This window comes from Hyphomicrobiales bacterium (assembly GCA_002869065.1).
Classification (GTDB): Bacteria; Pseudomonadota; Alphaproteobacteria; order Rhizobiales; family Rhodobiaceae; genus Rhodobium.
Genome location: PKTR01000003.1, coordinates 33,947 through 48,649, shown reverse-complemented (window position 1 = coordinate 48,649; position 14,703 = coordinate 33,947). Strand labels below are relative to the sequence as shown.

Sequence of the window (14,703 nt, the reverse complement as noted above, 5' to 3'; positions counted from 1 at the left end):
TAGCCGCCTTCGGTATTCAGAAACAAATAGCAATAAACTCGAGGGCCCCTTTGATGAAAAACCTGCGCCTGTCGACCAAGCTGCCCCTTCTGGTTCTGGGGGGCGCGCTGGTGGTTGGTCTCGGCATCGGCATTGCCAGCTATTTCACCGCGTCTTCGCAGCTGAAAGAGGCGGCGGGCGAGAGGCTCGCGGCGGCAGCCCGGATCGGCGAGGAAAACTTCAAAGGCTATCTGCAAGGGATCGAGAAAGAGCTGAAGCTCGTTGCCACCAGCCCGCTGACGATCGACGCGCTGAAGGAGTTCGCCGGGACCTGGAAGGGCTGGGCGATGTTCGGCGGCGATCCGCAGAAGGAGCTGAAGGCGGCCTATGTGGAGAAGAATCCGAACCCGGTCGGCTCGAAGCATCTGCTCGACCGGGCCGAGACCGGTAGCCACTACGACACGGTGCATGCGAAATATCATCCGTGGTTCCGCGCCCTGCAGCAGGACAGCGGCTACTACGATGTGTTCCTGTTCGATACCGAGGGCAATCTCGTCTATTCGGTGTTCAAGGAGGCCGACTACGCAACCAATTTTGCCGCCGACAAGGGCGGCGAGTGGGCGAACACCGATCTCGGCAATGTCTTTCGCGCCGCGCTGAAGGCCGGCAATGAGAATGGCAAGGACCCGATCGCGTTCGAGGATTTCGAGGCCTATGGCCCGAGCAGCGGCGCGGCGGCCAGCTTTATCGCCTATCCGGTTCAAGATGCGGACGGCAAGACGCTCGGCGTGCTCGCCTTCCAGATGCCGGTCGACGCCATTAACAAGGTATTTGCCGCCGACATGGGCATCGGCGAGACCGGCGAGATCGTGCTGATCGGCGACGACATGCTGATGCGGACCGACAGTGCGCATACGCCGGAGGTCAACGACATCCTCACCACCCGTCTTGACGCCGAGTTCCTGACGGATGTGTTCTCAAATGGAAAGGTGGGCGGGATCGCACCGCTCTATCGTGGCGAGCCGATGGACATCAGTGCCGTCGGTTTCAATTATCGTGGTGCGCACTACGCAGTGGTGGCGATGGAGTCGGACCATGAGGCTCTGCTTCCCGTCGCCGCGATCCGCGACCAGATGGCGATCATCGGGACGGTTCTTTTGTTCATCGTCGGTGTGGTCGGTTTCTTTGCCTCGCGCGGCGTGACGCGACCGATCGGTGCTCTCGTCGGGGAAATGTCGCGGCTCGCCAAAGGCGATACGGATATCGGCCTCGACGGCGCCAGGCGCGGTGACGAGATCGGCGACATGACCAAGGCGGTCGCCGTGTTCCGCGACAACCAGATCGAGCGCCAGCGCCTCGAGGCCGAAAGTGCCGATGCCAATGAAGCTCGGCGTGAGCGCGAGAAGCGGATCGACGATATGATCACCCAGTTCCGCGCAGATGTTCAGAACGGGCTTCATGCGGTTGCCGAAAACGCCTCGAAGATGACGGCGACAGCGGAAACCCTAACCCATCTCGCCGGGGGAACCAGCGAGCAGGCGACCTCGGTCGCAGCCGCGTCGGAAGAGGCGTCCGTTAATGTGCAGACGGTGGCGGAAGCCGCCCAGCAGCTCTCGGCATCGATCGGCGAGATCTCGAACCAGATCGACACGACAACGTCGGTGGTCAACACGGCGTCTGAAAACGCGGTTTCGACCAACGAAAAGGTTGCCGCACTGGCCGAAGGCGCCAACAAGATCGGCGCCGTCATCGCGCTCATCCAGGCGATTGCCGAGCAGACCAATCTTCTGGCGCTCAACGCGACCATCGAAGCGGCGCGCGCGGGCGACGCCGGCAAGGGGTTTGCCGTCGTGGCCTCGGAAGTGAAGGAACTCGCCACCCAGACGGCGAAGGCGACGGAAGACATCTCGATGCAGATCACCGCGATCCAGTCGTCGACAGGCGATGTGGTCAGCGCGATCGAGGAGATCGCCAGCACCATGGGCGAGGTCAATCGCAACATGTCGATGATTTCGCAGGTGATGGACCAGCAGGGGGCGGCCACCGCCGACATCAGCCACAATGTCGCGCAGGCGGCTGTCGGCACCCAATCGGTGGTGGAGAATATCACCGGCGTGACCACGGCGACGGGTGAAACCTCGCAGTCGGCCAACGACGTGCGGGTGGCGGCGGAGAGCGTTCAGGCCGAAACGGGCCGGCTCGACGCGACCATTGCCTCGTTCCTGAAGAACGTCACCGCGGCCTGACGGCGTGCGCCGTTCGCTCTAGCTCCGGCCGACGCAGGAATATTCGAAGCCGTGCTTTTCGACCTCGTCGCGGCGGTAGATGTTGCGCAGATCGACGAGGACCGGGGCCTTCATCACCGACTTCAGGCGTGGCAGGTCGAGGGCGCGGAACTGGTTCCATTCGGTGACGATGACAAGCGCGTCGGCGCCGGAAGCCGCTTCGTAAGGGCCGGTCGCATAGTCCATGCCGTCGATCACCTCGCGGGCGTTTTTCATGCCTTCAGGGTCGTAACCCGTGACCGCCGCGCCAGCGTCCTGCAGGGTTCGCACGATGGCGATCGCCGGGCTGTCGCGCATGTCGTCGGTCTGGGGTTTGAAGGTCAGGCCGAGAATGGCGACCTTCTTACCGCGCACATTGCCGCCGGCCGCCGCGATGACCTTGCGGCCCATGGCGCGTTTTCTCAGATCGTTGACGGCGACGGTGGTCTCGATGAGGCGCACCGGGCTTTCGTGGTCCTGTGCGGTCTTGACCAGAGCCAGCGTGTCTTTCGGAAAGCACGAGCCGCCATAGCCGGGACCGGCGTGGAGGAACTTTGAACCGATGCGGCCATCAAGCCCGATGCCGCGCGCCACGTCCTGCACGTCGCCGCCGACATGCTCGCACAGATCGGCCATTTCGTTGATGAAGGTGATCTTCATGGCGAGAAAGGCGTTGGCGGCGTATTTGGTCAGCTCCGAGGTGCGGCGACTGGTGAACAGCAGCGGCGCCTGGTTCAGATAGAGCGGCCGGTAGACTTCGGTCATGACCGAGCGGGCGCGTTCGTCATTGAGGCCTATGACGATGCGGTCGGGCCGCTTGAAGTCGTCAATGGCAGCCCCTTCGCGCAAGAATTCCGGATTGGAAACGACGGCGACGTCGGCATCGGGGTTTTCCTCGGCGATGATACGTTCGACCTCGTCACCGGTGCCGACGGGTACGGTCGATTTCGTCGCGACGACGGTGAAGCCCTTGACCGCGTGCGCGATTTCCCGGGCTGCAGCGTAGACATAGGACAGGTCGGCGTGTCCGTCGCCGCGGCGCGACGGGGTGCCGACGGCGATGAAGACGGCATCGGCCTCGGCGACCGCGCTGGCAAGTTCGGTGGTGAATAACAGCCGTCCGGCTTCGGCGTTGTCGCTCACGATGGCTTCGAGCCCAGGCTCGTAGATCGGGATTTCGCCGCGCTTCAACGCCTCGATCTTGTCGTCGGCGGTATCGACGCAGACGACGTCGTGGCCGAAATCCGCGAAGCAGGCGCCGGACACCAAGCCGACATAGCCCGAACCGATCATTGCAATTTTCATCAGGGCGCCTCTTGGGAGGGTAGGGGGTCGTCAGTTTCTCCGGCGATTTCGGCGTGCGCGGCACGGATCGTTTCCGGTTTTAGCCGTCTTAGCATGTGCGTTCCCGCCATGGGACCTTTTCCGCAACCGCGGTAGCCGCACATGGTGACCGGGGCCGGCTCGCGGTCCGTGCTCGCCATGCTGTAGGCCGAGTCGTCCGAACTCCATCGCCGCCATAGCACTCGCATATGACAGTTTGATGGGTGCGGTAGTGCGCTGTTTTCGTGGCCCTATACGGTTGGCGCAGGGCGATACGTGGTTCTACTGCGATTGGGGTATGCGTGCGTTTTCGGTCCGCACTAGGCTCCGCGAAGGGTGACGGTTCGACTCCGTGCGCGGATGCGTGGGCGGCGTCGGCGTGGAGAGGTTCGGCGAGGGGACTCGGCGAAAAGGTGAAAACCGGAAAGCCGTGACGCGGATCACGTCGCCGGTTTCCGGCACCCTCCACACTCGACGACAGGGATTGGATGCAACTTCGCGCGGCGGGTGTGGCCCGCGGGGTTGGTGCGGGAGACGCGGTCGGTTTCGGCCGCTTTGCTCTCGCGATGTGGGGAGGAATTCCGATGAATATACAGTCACAGACGCCACGGTTACCCTTAGGACAATTTTCGGGTGCAAACGTTTTGTTAATTATTTAGTCTCGCCACGTGCGGTCAAAATGCCGCAGCTCCGCGTATTGGGCGACGCGCGGATCCGATTTGCGTAAGAGAAATGTGGATTCGTAATGGCCGATTTTACTGCGACAATCGACTTGTCTTCGCTCAGCTCCTCGACCGGTGCCACGATAAACGGTACGGCGGGCGGGAACTTGACCGGTTATTCGGTCAGCTATGCCGGCGATATCAATGGTGACGGCATTGCCGATATCATCATCGGCGCGCCCGGTGCCGACGATAACGGCACGGATTCCGGCCTCACCTATGTCGTCTACGGCCAGTCCGGCGGCTTCGGCGGTCCCATTGATCTGGCGTCGCTCGACGGCAGCAACGGCTTCGTCATCTACGGTATCGATGACCTGACCTCGAGCGGCTTTTCGGTCTCGGGTATCGGCGACGTCAACAAGGACGGCATCGACGATTTTGCCGTCACCGAGCCGGTCGCGGCGTCCGGTTCCGGCAACAACGGCGGCTACACCTACGTTGTGTATGGCAACGATTCCGGTTTTCCGAAGGATTTCAGCTATCTCGACCTGGGAACCGGGGACGGATTCCGCCTGATCGACAGCGTGCTCGACGATGTCTCGGATCTGACGGTTTCGGGCGCCGGCGACGTCAATGGCGACGGTATCGACGACTTCATCATTGGCGCGCCGACCTTCGATGTCGATGGCAAGGCCGACAAGGGCGTTTCCTATGTCGTGTTCGGCAACGGCGGCGGCTTTTCCTTCGACTTCGACCTTTCGTCGCTGAACGGCAGCAACGGGTTCCGGCTCGATGGCGTTGCCGGCGGCGACGAAACGGGCGCCTCGGTCTCTTCGGCGGGCGACATCAACGGCGACGGCAAGGCGGACCTCATCATCGGCGCGCCGTCGGCCGATCCGGGCGGGACCGTCGAAGGCGCGGCCTATGTGGTGTTCGGCGCGTCGAGCTATTCCGCCGATATGGATCTGTCGAGCCTCAACGGCACCAACGGCTTCATGATCGAGGGGGCCGGTGCGACTGATCTCGCCGGCATGTCGGTGTCCTCGGCAGGCGACTTCAACGGCGACGGCTACGACGACCTGATCATCGGGGCGCCGGGCGATACCGCGAGCGGCACCGCCTACATCATCTTCGGCAAGGCTTCCGGCTATTCGGCGTCCTACGATCTTGCTGCGCTGACCGCCTCCGAAGGCCTCCGGCTCGACGGCATCGGCTCCGGCGATCTGGCCGGCGTTTCGGTTTCGACGGCCGGCGATCTCAATGGCGACGGCTTCGACGATGTCGTCGTCGGCGGAACCGAAGCCGATCCCAATGGGCTCGGTAACGAAGGCGCCGCCTATGTCGTCTTCGGCAGTAGCGGGTATGGCTCGACGCTCAGCCTTGACCTTTCCACGCTGAACGGCACCAACGGATTCCGCCTCGATGGCGTTGCGGCGGGCGACCTTTCCGGCAGTTCGGTGTCGACTGCCGGCGACGTCAATGATGACGGCTTCGACGATCTCATCGTCGGCGGCTCGAATGCGAACGGTGGTGCCGGCGCTGCCTATGTTGTCTACGGCCGTGCGCCGACGACCGCCGTGACGCGGTCGGGCGGAAATGCCGATCAGGTGATCCGCGGGGGAGCCTTTGGCGACACGCTGAACGGGCTGAACGGCGCCGACACGCTCTATGGCGACGGTGGCAACGACAGCCTCAACGGCGGCAATCACGACGACGTTCTTTATGGCGGCGACAACGACGATACGCTCGACGGCAGTTACGGCAGCGACTCGCTGTTCGGCGGCGCCGGCAACGACTCCCTCGATGGCGGTGCAGGAAGCACCGGCAACGACACCATCTTCGGCGGCAGCGGCAACGATACGCTACGCGGCCAGGGCGGTACCAATCTCCTGCAGGGCGGTACCGGCAATGACGTCTATCGGGCCAGCATCAACGATACGATCATCGAGGCTGCTGGTGCCGGCATCGACACGCTTGAGGCCTATGCGAACGGCATGACGCTCGCTGACAATGTGGAATACATGGTGTTCTACAACAGCGGCGCGGTGTTGAGTGGAACCGGCAGCTCCGGCGACGACCACATCACCGGCAACCAGTTCGACAACATCATCGATGGCGGGGCCGGCGCCGACACCATGGTCGGCGGGCTCGGCAACGACACCTATGTGGTCGACAATGCCGGCGACGTCGTCACCGAGGGTGTGGGCGAAGGAACCGATACGGTTCAGGCAAGCTTCGACTATACGCTAGGCGCCAATGTCGAGGGGTTGGAGCTGACCGGCACGGCCAACCTTTCGGGGACTGGCAATTCCGCCGACAACACGCTGGTCGGCAATTCGGGTAACAACACGCTCGATGGTGGGGTCGGCGCCGACACAATGACGGGCGGCGAGGGCGACGACACCTATTACGTCGACAACGCGGGCGACGTCGCCGACGAGAACTTCAATGAGGGTACGGACACGATTCTGAGCACGATCACGATCGCGCTCGGCAGCAACAGCTACATCGAAAACGTGACCCTGCTCGGCACGGCGAATATCGACGCGACCGGCGACAACGCCAGCAATCTCATCACCGGCAATTCCGGAGACAACGTCCTGAGCGGCGGATCGGGCGGGACCGATACGCTCGTCGGCGGTGATGGCAACGATACCTATATCGCCGGCGGCTCCGATGTCGTGACCGAAGGTATCGGCGGTGGCGACGACACGGTGCAGTCGGTTTACGGCTACGTGCTTTCGGCCAATGTCGAACACCTCATCCAGACGGGAACCAACACGTCGACGCTGGTCGGCAACGCATCCGACAACTCGATCACCGGCAATGCGGCTGCCAATACGCTGGATGGTGGCGCGGGCGTCGATACGCTGATCGGCGGAGACGGCGACGACACCTATATCGTCGACAATACGAGCGATGTCGTCACCGAGAATGCGGCCGAGGGCACGGATACCGTCCAAGCGTCGGCGAGCTATACGCTGTCGGCCAATGTCGAGGATCTCGAGCTGACCGGGACCGCGGATATCGACGGCACCGGCAATGGCGAAGCGAACACAATTACCGGCAATTCGGGCGCCAATACCCTGTCGGGCGCGGGCGGTGGCGACACGCTCTATGGCGGCGAGGGCAACGACTCGCTGAATGGCGGCAGCGGTGTCGACTCGCTCTACGGCCAGGGCGGCAACGATACGCTCAACGGTGGAACCGGCGCCGACAACATGCAGGGCGGCACCGGCGACGACACCTATATCGTCGACGATGCGGGCGATCAGATCGGCGAATTGACCGGCGAGGGCGACGACACGGTCGAGGCGTCGGTCACGTTCAGTATCGAGATCGATCTTCACGTCGAGAACCTGACGCTGACCGGCACCGGCAACATTGATGCCACCGGCAACAACAACGCCAATACGCTGACCGGCAATTCCGGCAACAACAATCTCGATGCCGGGTCGAGCGACGATACGCTGGTGGGTAATGGCGGCAATGATACGCTCGATGGCGGCGCCGGCGCCGACAGTATGGTGGGCGGCACCGGCGATGATGTCTATGTCGTCGACAACACAAACGATGTTGTCGTCGAACTGGCCGGGCAGGGCGATGACACTGTTCAGTCCACGGCGACCTATACGCTTTCGGCCAATGTCGAGGACCTCGAACTAATCGGGACCTTCAGCGTCGACGCCACAGGTAACAGCCTCGACAACGTGCTGACCGGCAATTCCGGCAACAACGTTCTCGACGGCGACACCGGTGCAGACACGATGGCCGGCGGCGACGGGAACGACACCTATGTCGTCAATTCGCTCGACGACGTCATCACCGAAAACGCCAATGAAGGCTACGACACGGTCATCATCAACCGGAGTTTCACGCTCGGCGCCAATTTCGAACGACTGCAGCTGACCGGGACCGCTGATCTGACCGGCACGGGCAACAGCGCCAACAACGTTCTCTTCGGCAACAGCGGCAACAACACGCTCGACGGTGGGGCGGGATCGGACGGCTACTACGGTGGTGCCGGCGACGACGTCTACTACGTCGATAGCGCGACGGAATCGATCTACGAATATGCCGGTGAGGGCACGGACACGGTCATCAGTTCGGCCACGCTTTTCCTCACCAGCATGGACTATGTTGAAAACCTCACGTTGACCGGCAGCGGCGATTTCAACGGGACCGGCAACACCGAAGACAATCTGATCACCGGCAATATCGGCAACAACGACCTTCGCGGCGATGACGGCAACGACACGCTGATCGGTGGTGACGGCGACGATACGCTGCTCGGTCAGGCCGGCGCCGACAGCATGGTCGGCGGCGACGGCAATGACACCTATACCGTTGACGATGCGGGCGACACGGTCACCGAGAACGCCAATGAAGGCTACGATTATGTGACCACCTCGGTGTCCTTCACCCTGTCGGAGAACATCGAGGCGCTGTACCTGCTGACCGGCACCAGCAATATCGATGGCACCGGCAACAGCGGCGACAACTACATCGCCGGCAATACCGGCAACAACCGGCTCGACGGTGGTGCCGGTGCCGATACGCTGTCCGGCCGTGACGGCGACGACGTCTACGTCATCGACAACGTCAACGACAGCATCGAGGGCGAATACAGCGGCAACGATACGATCGAGGCTTCGATCAGCTTTTCTCTCGACACGATCAGCAGCGTTGAGAACCTGACGCTGATCGGCACCGCGGATATCGACGGCGACGGTTCTGTCGTCGCCAACGTGATCATCGGCAATTCGGGGGCCAACCATCTCACGGGCGCTGAAGGCGCCGATACGATTTCCGGCAATGGCGGTGCCGATACGCTGCAGGGCGACGATGGCGCCGACGAACTCGATGGCGGCAACGGCAACGACGAGCTGGAAGGCGGCGCCGACAACGATACGCTTGTCGGCGGTCAGGGCAACGACACGCTCAACGGCGGTACCGGCGTGGACAGCATGTCGGGCGGCGCGGGCGACGACCGCTATATTGTCGACGACGTGTCCGACACGATCACGGAGTCCTTCGGCGACGGCACAGATACCGTCGAAACGTCACTGACATCGTTCAGCCTGTCGAACAATCTCGAAAACCTGGAATTCACCTCCTCGAGCGACAGCAACGGCGCTGGCACCACCAGTGATAACAAGCTGACCGGCAATTCGGGCAACGATACGCTTTATGGCGATGCCGGCAGCGATACGCTCGACGGCGGCGCCGGCCAGGATCACATGACCGGCGGCACCGGCAATGACGTCTACGTTGTCGACAATGCCAACGACGTGGTCAACGAAGGCGCGCAGGCCGGCGATGACACGGTTCGCTCCGCGCTGATGGACTACACGCTCGGGGTCGGGGTCGAAAATCTTGAGCTGATGGGGTCTGCTAACAGTTCCGGCTCGGGCAACCTGTTCGACAACAAGCTGATCGGCAATGACGGCGACAACACGCTGAACGGCGACAATGGCAACGACACGCTCGAGGGCGGCGCCGGCAACGACACGCTGAACGGCGACGCCCATGACGACGTTCTGGACGGCGGTACGGGCGCCGACTCCATGTCGGGCAGCGTTGGCAACGACACGTACTATGTCGACAATGTCGGCGACACGGTTACCGAGATTGCCAGCGGCGGCACCGACGAGGTGCGCTCGACCATCGACTTCGTGCTCGGCGCGGATGTCGAAAACCTGACCCTTCTCGGTGCGGCGAACCTGAGCGGTACCGGCAACGCAGAGGCAAACGAGCTGATCGGCAATTCCGGCCACAACGCGCTTGCTGGCGCGGCCGGTGCCGACACGCTCGATGGCGGGGCCGGCAAGGATACGCTGACCGGCGGCACGGGCGCCGACAGCATGACCGGTGGCACCGGCGACGACACCTATCGCGTCGACGATTCCGGCGATGTCGTCGTCGAGGATGCCGGTGGTGGCGACGACCGGGTCGAGGCGACGGCGAGCTTCGTCCTGTCGGCCCATATCGAGACGCTCGTGCTTTTGGGCGGGGCGATCGATGGCACCGGCAACGCCCAGGCCAATCTGATCATAGGCACGGGATCGGCGAATACGCTGCGCGGATTCGGCAGCGCGGACGAACTTCGCGGCAATGGCGGCAACGACTCGCTGTTCGGCGATGCCGGCGAAGACACGCTCGTTGGCGGCGCAGGAAACGACACGCTGAACGGCGGCACTCAGGACGATGTTCTGCGCGGCAATGACGGCAACGATTTCCTCGTCGGCGGAGCCGGGGCGGATACGCTGAACGGCGATGCCGGAGTCGATACGATGCGCGGTGGCAGCGGAGACGATACCTACTTCGTCGCGCAGAGCAACGATCGCGCCCTGGAGAACGCCGGCGATGGCCATGACGTTGTCCGTTCGTCGGTTGACTACGTCCTTGGCGCAAATGTGGAAGACCTCATCCTGACGGGTGCCGGCAACATCGACGGGACCGGCAACAACGCGGCCAATGCGATCACAGGTAATGGTCGCCACAACGAACTGCGCGGCGAGGGCGGCAACGACACGCTCCAGGGCAGTGGCGGCAAGGATACGATATTCGGCGGTAACGGAAACGACCGGATGGATGGCGGCAGTCAGAACGACGTTCTGCGCGGCGAGGGCGGCAATGATTTTCTGGTTGGCGACGCCGGATCGGATACGCTCAATGGCGATGCCGGGGTCGACACGATGCGCGGCGGCGCGGGCAACGACGTCTATTTCGTCGACCGGGCCAACGACCGTGTCGTCGAGAACGCCGGCGATGGCCATGACGTCGTCCGCTCGTCGGCGAACTTCCTGCTCGGTGCCAATGTCGAAGACCTCATCCTGATCGGTGCGAGCAACGTCGACGGCACCGGCAACAATCTCGCCAACAGAATCATCGGCAATGGCGGCAACAACGATCTGGCCGGCAGCGGCGGCAGCGATACGATCAATGGCGGCGGCGGAGCGGATACGCTGCGCGGTGACGTCGGCGCCGATACGCTGAACGGGATGCTTGGGAACGACCTCCTGTTCGGCGGCGCGCAAGCCGACCGCCTTGTCGGCGGCGGCGGTCGCGACACGCTCGATGGCGGCGGCGGCAACGACGTGCTTGTCGGCGGCGCTGCCAACGATCGGTTGATTGGTGGTGCCGGCGTCGATACCGCGGCTTATGTCGGCGGCTCCGGTCGCTACACCTTCACCGAACTTGCCAACGGTAACATCCGTGTTGTCGACACGGTCGGCAATTTGGGAACCGACATCCTCATCGGCGTCGAGAAGGTCAGCTTCGGCAGCAACGTCTTCGATATCGCGGACCTACTGTGATTGTTTCTGTTGTTGTCTTTTGACGCGTTCGCGCGCACTCTCATCCGCCGCCAACTTGTCGGCGGATTCGGCATTCATACATTCGTGAAGCAGCCATCGGGCGGAGCCCGGAACGGCTGATGCAGCGACCCGTTGCCGATGGTGGCAAACGGGCGAATGTCGCTACGAGAGGATACGTTGATGTTGAGACTGCTCATTGGGGGCGTGTTTTTGATTGCGGCCACAACGCTCGGGGTGGCCCAGACAACGGATGCGGCGCCCGCGGCGGGGGGCGGAGCTGCCACGCAGGCGGCACCTGACGCCGCGCCGGCGGAACAGCCGGCCGCTGATGAAGATACGGCGGGCTCGGTCGGCGACGACGTGTGGGCGGCGGTCGATGCATTTGCCGCTATTGCGGCCGACGAAAAGATGCGCACCGATTATTGCGCGCACAGCAAGGCGCTCTACGCCGCCTACGATACCGGCGACGATGCCAAGATCGCGGCAGAAGAAGACGCTATGGTAGCCTTCATGCATGATCTCGGCCCAGAATACGAGGCAGCCTGGATGATCGGCGGCGACCTCGACGCGGAATCCGAGGAAGGCAAGGTTCTTGAAGACGCCTATGCTGCTCTCGAAGAGAGCTGCCTCCAGGAATAGCCGGTTGGCATCCCAATCAGTATTGGCGCACGATTTTTCGTGACGTAGAAGTCTTGCCCGGATCGTCATTGGCCGGTCCGGGTTTTTCACGTGTGGGTTCCTGGCCGATCAGCCGAGTTCGAAGGTGGTGATGCCGAAGGTTCGCGCCATTGGCAGGTCGGGCGCCGGCCCGCGATACATGCGGGCGGTTTCAAAGACATTTTCAAGGCCGAGGCTTTCGGCAAGGGCGACCGCGGCGGCGTTGGCCTCAGGCGGGTCGAGAACGATGGTCACTCCAGCCGGCAGGGTTTTGACGAGCGCGGCGAGGATGGATTTCGCGCTTTCCGCGTCGTCGGCAAATAACGGTCCGATCTTGTAACCCTCGCGGCACGGGCGGATGACGCCGTAGCCGGAGATCTCGCCATCGCGCTCTGCCAGTACCGTTGTGCGCCGTGCCGGCGTGGGCGGGGCGGCCCAGGCGCGGATGAAGGCGGTACGATCGTCGGCAAAGAACCGGCGGTCATAGGCGATGAGGGCTTGCGCGTCGGCAGCGCTCGCCAGCCTGACCGGAACCGTTTTGTCTGGCAGTGCGGTCGGGATGCCGGCAAAGCGGATGTTGCGGCCGGCGAGCACGAAGCCGCTCTTTCGGTAGTTGTCCTGTTGGGCGACCACGCCGTCGAGGCCGATGGTGCGGCCTTTGAGATGGGTCATGCCGGTGTTCCAGGTCGCAATTCCGATGCCGCTGCCGCGATGGTCCGGGTGGACGATGTAAAAACCGAGAAAACCGAACGTAGCGCCGTAGCGCACGACGGAGATCGAGGAGACCGGCTCGCCGTCGAGGAACCCCATCAGGAAGCCGGCCGGGTCGGCGGCATGAAAGGCGGGCAGGTCGTCGAGGCCCGGGTTCCAGCCTTCGCCGGCCGCCCACTCTATGGCGGTTGCGAACTCGTCGGCGTTGGCGGGGCGGATCGTCAGGGCGGTCATGTCCCGCAATCTCCGTTATCGCGCTCTTTGTTTGCCGGAAGCCCTTCAGGCCGCTCCGCAATTATGGATGGCCTCGGCGAGCGATATTGCGGCGGCGACGCCGTCGATCACCGGCAGGCCGAACTCTTCGGTCAGTTGGAGGGGGAGATCGGCCATCCCGGCGCAGCCTAGCACGATTGCATCGCAGTTATCTTCGGCGATGGCAGCGCTGATGGCATTGCGGATCGCGCGGATCGAGCTTTCGGGGTCGTTTTCGAGGTCGAGGACGGGGACGCCAGAGGCGCGGACGCGGGCGCAGCGTTCGGCAAAGCCATAGCGCTTCAGGTTTTCCTCGATCACTGGCACCGAGACCGCGAGCGTCGTGACGACCGAAAACCGCTGGCCGACCAGCATGGCGGCATGAAAGGCGGCTTCGCCGATGCCGATGACGGGGATCGAGGCGCGCTGCTTCAGCTCCCACAGACCTGTGTCATCGAAGCAGGCGATGATCGCGGCGTCATAGGCGCCGGTGTCGAGGACTTCGGAACGAAACAGGTCGAACAGGCCGGGGAGGGCAGCGGTGCCATCCTCGGGACCCTGAATGGCGGCCGGCCCGCCGACCGGATTGCGGGCGACGATATGGGTTCCAGCGCTGGCGGCGCCTTCTGCGGCTTCCGCGATGGTGTCGGTCATGCTCGCGGTGCAGTTCGGGTTGATGACGAGAAAACGCATGGCTCAGACCAGTCCCTTTCCGGCGTCCGAGCCGAGACGGGCTCTGCGGCGGCGCATGATCATCGCGATGGCGAGGAAGGTGGCGATGATGAAGAAGGAGAAGATCGTCGTCAGCGTGCCAAGCGCGTAGAGCACCGGCGTGGTGACGTTGGTGGTCATGCCGAAGATCTCGAGCGGCAATGTGTTGTACGAGCCAGAGGTCAGCAGGGTGCGAGCGAATTCATCATAGGAGAGTGTGAAGCCGAACAGGGCTACGCCAATCAGGCTCGGCGCGATCATCGGCAGCACCACATAGCGGAACGTCTGCCAGGTCGAGGCGCCGAGGTCGCGGGCGGCTTCCTCGTAGGTTTTGTCGAAGCGGTTGAAGACAGCGAACATGATCAAGAGGCCGAAGGGCAGCGTCCAGGTCAGCTGGGCGCCGAAGCCCGATGTCGACCAGTGCACCTCGAGGTCGGCGATGTTGAAGATGAGGCCGACGCCGAGCGAGATCAGGATGGAGGGTATGATCAGGCTGGCGATCACCAGGTAGAACAACACGGTCGAGCCGCGGAAGCGGCGGCGGTAGGCAAGTCCGCCCATCACCGAGAGCACCACGGTGGTCACCATCACCATCAGGCCGAGCACCAGTGAGCGACTGAAGGCGCCCCAGAAGTCGCCGACGGCCTGCTGCTCGAACAGGTTGAAGAACCAGTGAACGGAAACGCCGTTCATGGGGAAGGTGAGGCCGCCATTCGGGCCCTGAAAGGCGAGGATGCCGATGGTGACGATCGGGCCATAAAGAAACAGCACGAAGAGCGCGAAGAAGGCGGCGAGCAAATAGAAGGAGCGGGAGCGGGGTTCCAT

Annotated in this window: 8 protein-coding genes and 6 pseudogenes; 7 read left to right on the top strand and 7 right to left on the bottom strand. The window is 63.1% G+C overall.

Annotated features, from left to right (window positions below):
• The first annotated feature begins 53 nt into the window (after positions 1–53).
• Positions 54–2,225 carry a methyl-accepting chemotaxis protein gene (locus tag C0606_10980; GenBank protein PLX37036.1) on the top strand — a complete coding sequence of 724 codons (2,172 nt, stop codon included), beginning with the start codon at positions 54–56 and terminating at the stop codon, positions 2,223–2,225.
• 18 nt (positions 2,226–2,243) lie between these two features.
• On the opposite strand, the gene C0606_10975 is transcribed toward C0606_10980, so the two are convergent.
• The gene (locus tag C0606_10975) at positions 2,244–3,548 is read right to left on the bottom strand and encodes a UDP-glucose 6-dehydrogenase (protein ID PLX37035.1); all 1,305 of its coding nucleotides are present in this window, start codon (positions 3,546–3,548) and stop codon (positions 2,244–2,246) included.
• Positions 3,549–4,311: 763 nt separating this feature from the next.
• Here C0606_10975 and C0606_10970 point away from each other — a divergent pair.
• The 4 pseudogenes from C0606_10970 (at position 4,312) to C0606_10955 (ending at position 6,093) form a co-directional block, all read left to right on the top strand.
• Positions 4,312–4,512 (top strand): annotated as a pseudogene (locus C0606_10970) (hypothetical protein).
• A 321-nt stretch (positions 4,513–4,833) separates the two neighbouring features.
• A pseudogene (locus tag C0606_10965) lies at positions 4,834–5,160 on the top strand (hypothetical protein).
• A 99-nt stretch (positions 5,161–5,259) separates the two neighbouring features.
• Positions 5,260–5,574, top strand: a pseudogene (locus C0606_10960) (hypothetical protein).
• 48 nt (positions 5,575–5,622) lie between these two features.
• A pseudogene (locus tag C0606_10955) lies at positions 5,623–6,093 on the top strand (hypothetical protein).
• Positions 6,094–7,574: 1,481 nt separating this feature from the next.
• Here the strand turns inward: C0606_10955 and C0606_10950 are convergent.
• Complete coding sequence (locus C0606_10950) at positions 7,575–7,766, bottom strand: hypothetical protein (protein ID PLX37314.1); 192 nt, start codon at positions 7,764–7,766, stop codon at positions 7,575–7,577.
• A gap of 597 nt (positions 7,767–8,363) precedes the next feature.
• A pseudogene (locus tag C0606_10945) lies at positions 8,364–8,543 on the bottom strand (hypothetical protein).
• Here C0606_10945 and C0606_10940 point away from each other — a divergent pair.
• Positions 8,542–9,444: pseudogene (locus C0606_10940) on the top strand (hypothetical protein). The pseudogenes C0606_10945 and C0606_10940 overlap by 2 nt on opposite strands.
• A 1,181-nt stretch (positions 9,445–10,625) precedes the next feature.
• Here the strand turns inward: C0606_10940 and C0606_10935 are convergent.
• Positions 10,626–10,820 carry a hypothetical protein gene (locus C0606_10935; protein PLX37313.1) on the bottom strand — a complete coding sequence of 65 codons (195 nt, stop codon included), beginning with the start codon at positions 10,818–10,820 and terminating at the stop codon, positions 10,626–10,628.
• Between the two features lie 907 nt (positions 10,821–11,727).
• Here C0606_10935 and C0606_10930 point away from each other — a divergent pair.
• Complete coding sequence (locus C0606_10930; GenBank protein ID PLX37034.1) at positions 11,728–12,186, top strand: hypothetical protein; 459 nt, start codon at positions 11,728–11,730, stop codon at positions 12,184–12,186.
• A 108-nt stretch (positions 12,187–12,294) separates the two neighbouring features.
• Here the strand turns inward: C0606_10930 and C0606_10925 are convergent, their stop codons facing one another.
• The 3 genes from C0606_10925 to C0606_10915 are packed head-to-tail and all read right to left on the bottom strand — an operon-like array spanning position 12,295 to position 14,703.
• Positions 12,295–13,149 (bottom strand): GNAT family N-acetyltransferase, encoded by an 855-nt coding sequence (locus C0606_10925; GenBank protein ID PLX37033.1) that lies wholly within the window; start codon positions 13,147–13,149, stop codon positions 12,295–12,297.
• 45 nt (positions 13,150–13,194) lie between these two features.
• Complete coding sequence (locus tag C0606_10920) at positions 13,195–13,860, bottom strand: Asp/Glu/hydantoin racemase (protein ID PLX37032.1); 666 nt, start codon at positions 13,858–13,860, stop codon at positions 13,195–13,197.
• A 3-nt stretch (positions 13,861–13,863) separates the two neighbouring features.
• Positions 13,864–14,703 carry an ABC transporter permease gene (locus tag C0606_10915; GenBank protein PLX37031.1) on the bottom strand — a complete coding sequence of 280 codons (840 nt, stop codon included), beginning with the start codon at positions 14,701–14,703 and terminating at the stop codon, positions 13,864–13,866.

Bases quoted from the DNA above. Each gene is read 5' to 3' on its own strand.
- C0606_10930 (PLX37034.1), top strand. From the start codon at position 11,728: ATGTTGAGACTGCTCATTGGGGGCGTGTTTTTGATTGCGGCCACAACG.
- C0606_10975 (PLX37035.1), bottom strand. From the start codon at position 3,548: ATGAAAATTGCAATGATCGGTTCGGGCTATGTCGGCTTGGTGTCCGGC.
- C0606_10980 (PLX37036.1), top strand. From the start codon at position 54: ATGAAAAACCTGCGCCTGTCGACCAAGCTGCCCCTTCTGGTTCTGGGG.
- C0606_10925 (PLX37033.1), bottom strand. From the start codon at position 13,149: ATGACCGCCCTGACGATCCGCCCCGCCAACGCCGACGAGTTCGCAACC.
- C0606_10915 (PLX37031.1), bottom strand. From the start codon at position 14,703: ATGGAACCCCGCTCCCGCTCCTTCTATTTGCTCGCCGCCTTCTTCGCG.
- C0606_10920 (PLX37032.1), bottom strand. From the start codon at position 13,860: ATGCGTTTTCTCGTCATCAACCCGAACTGCACCGCGAGCATGACCGAC.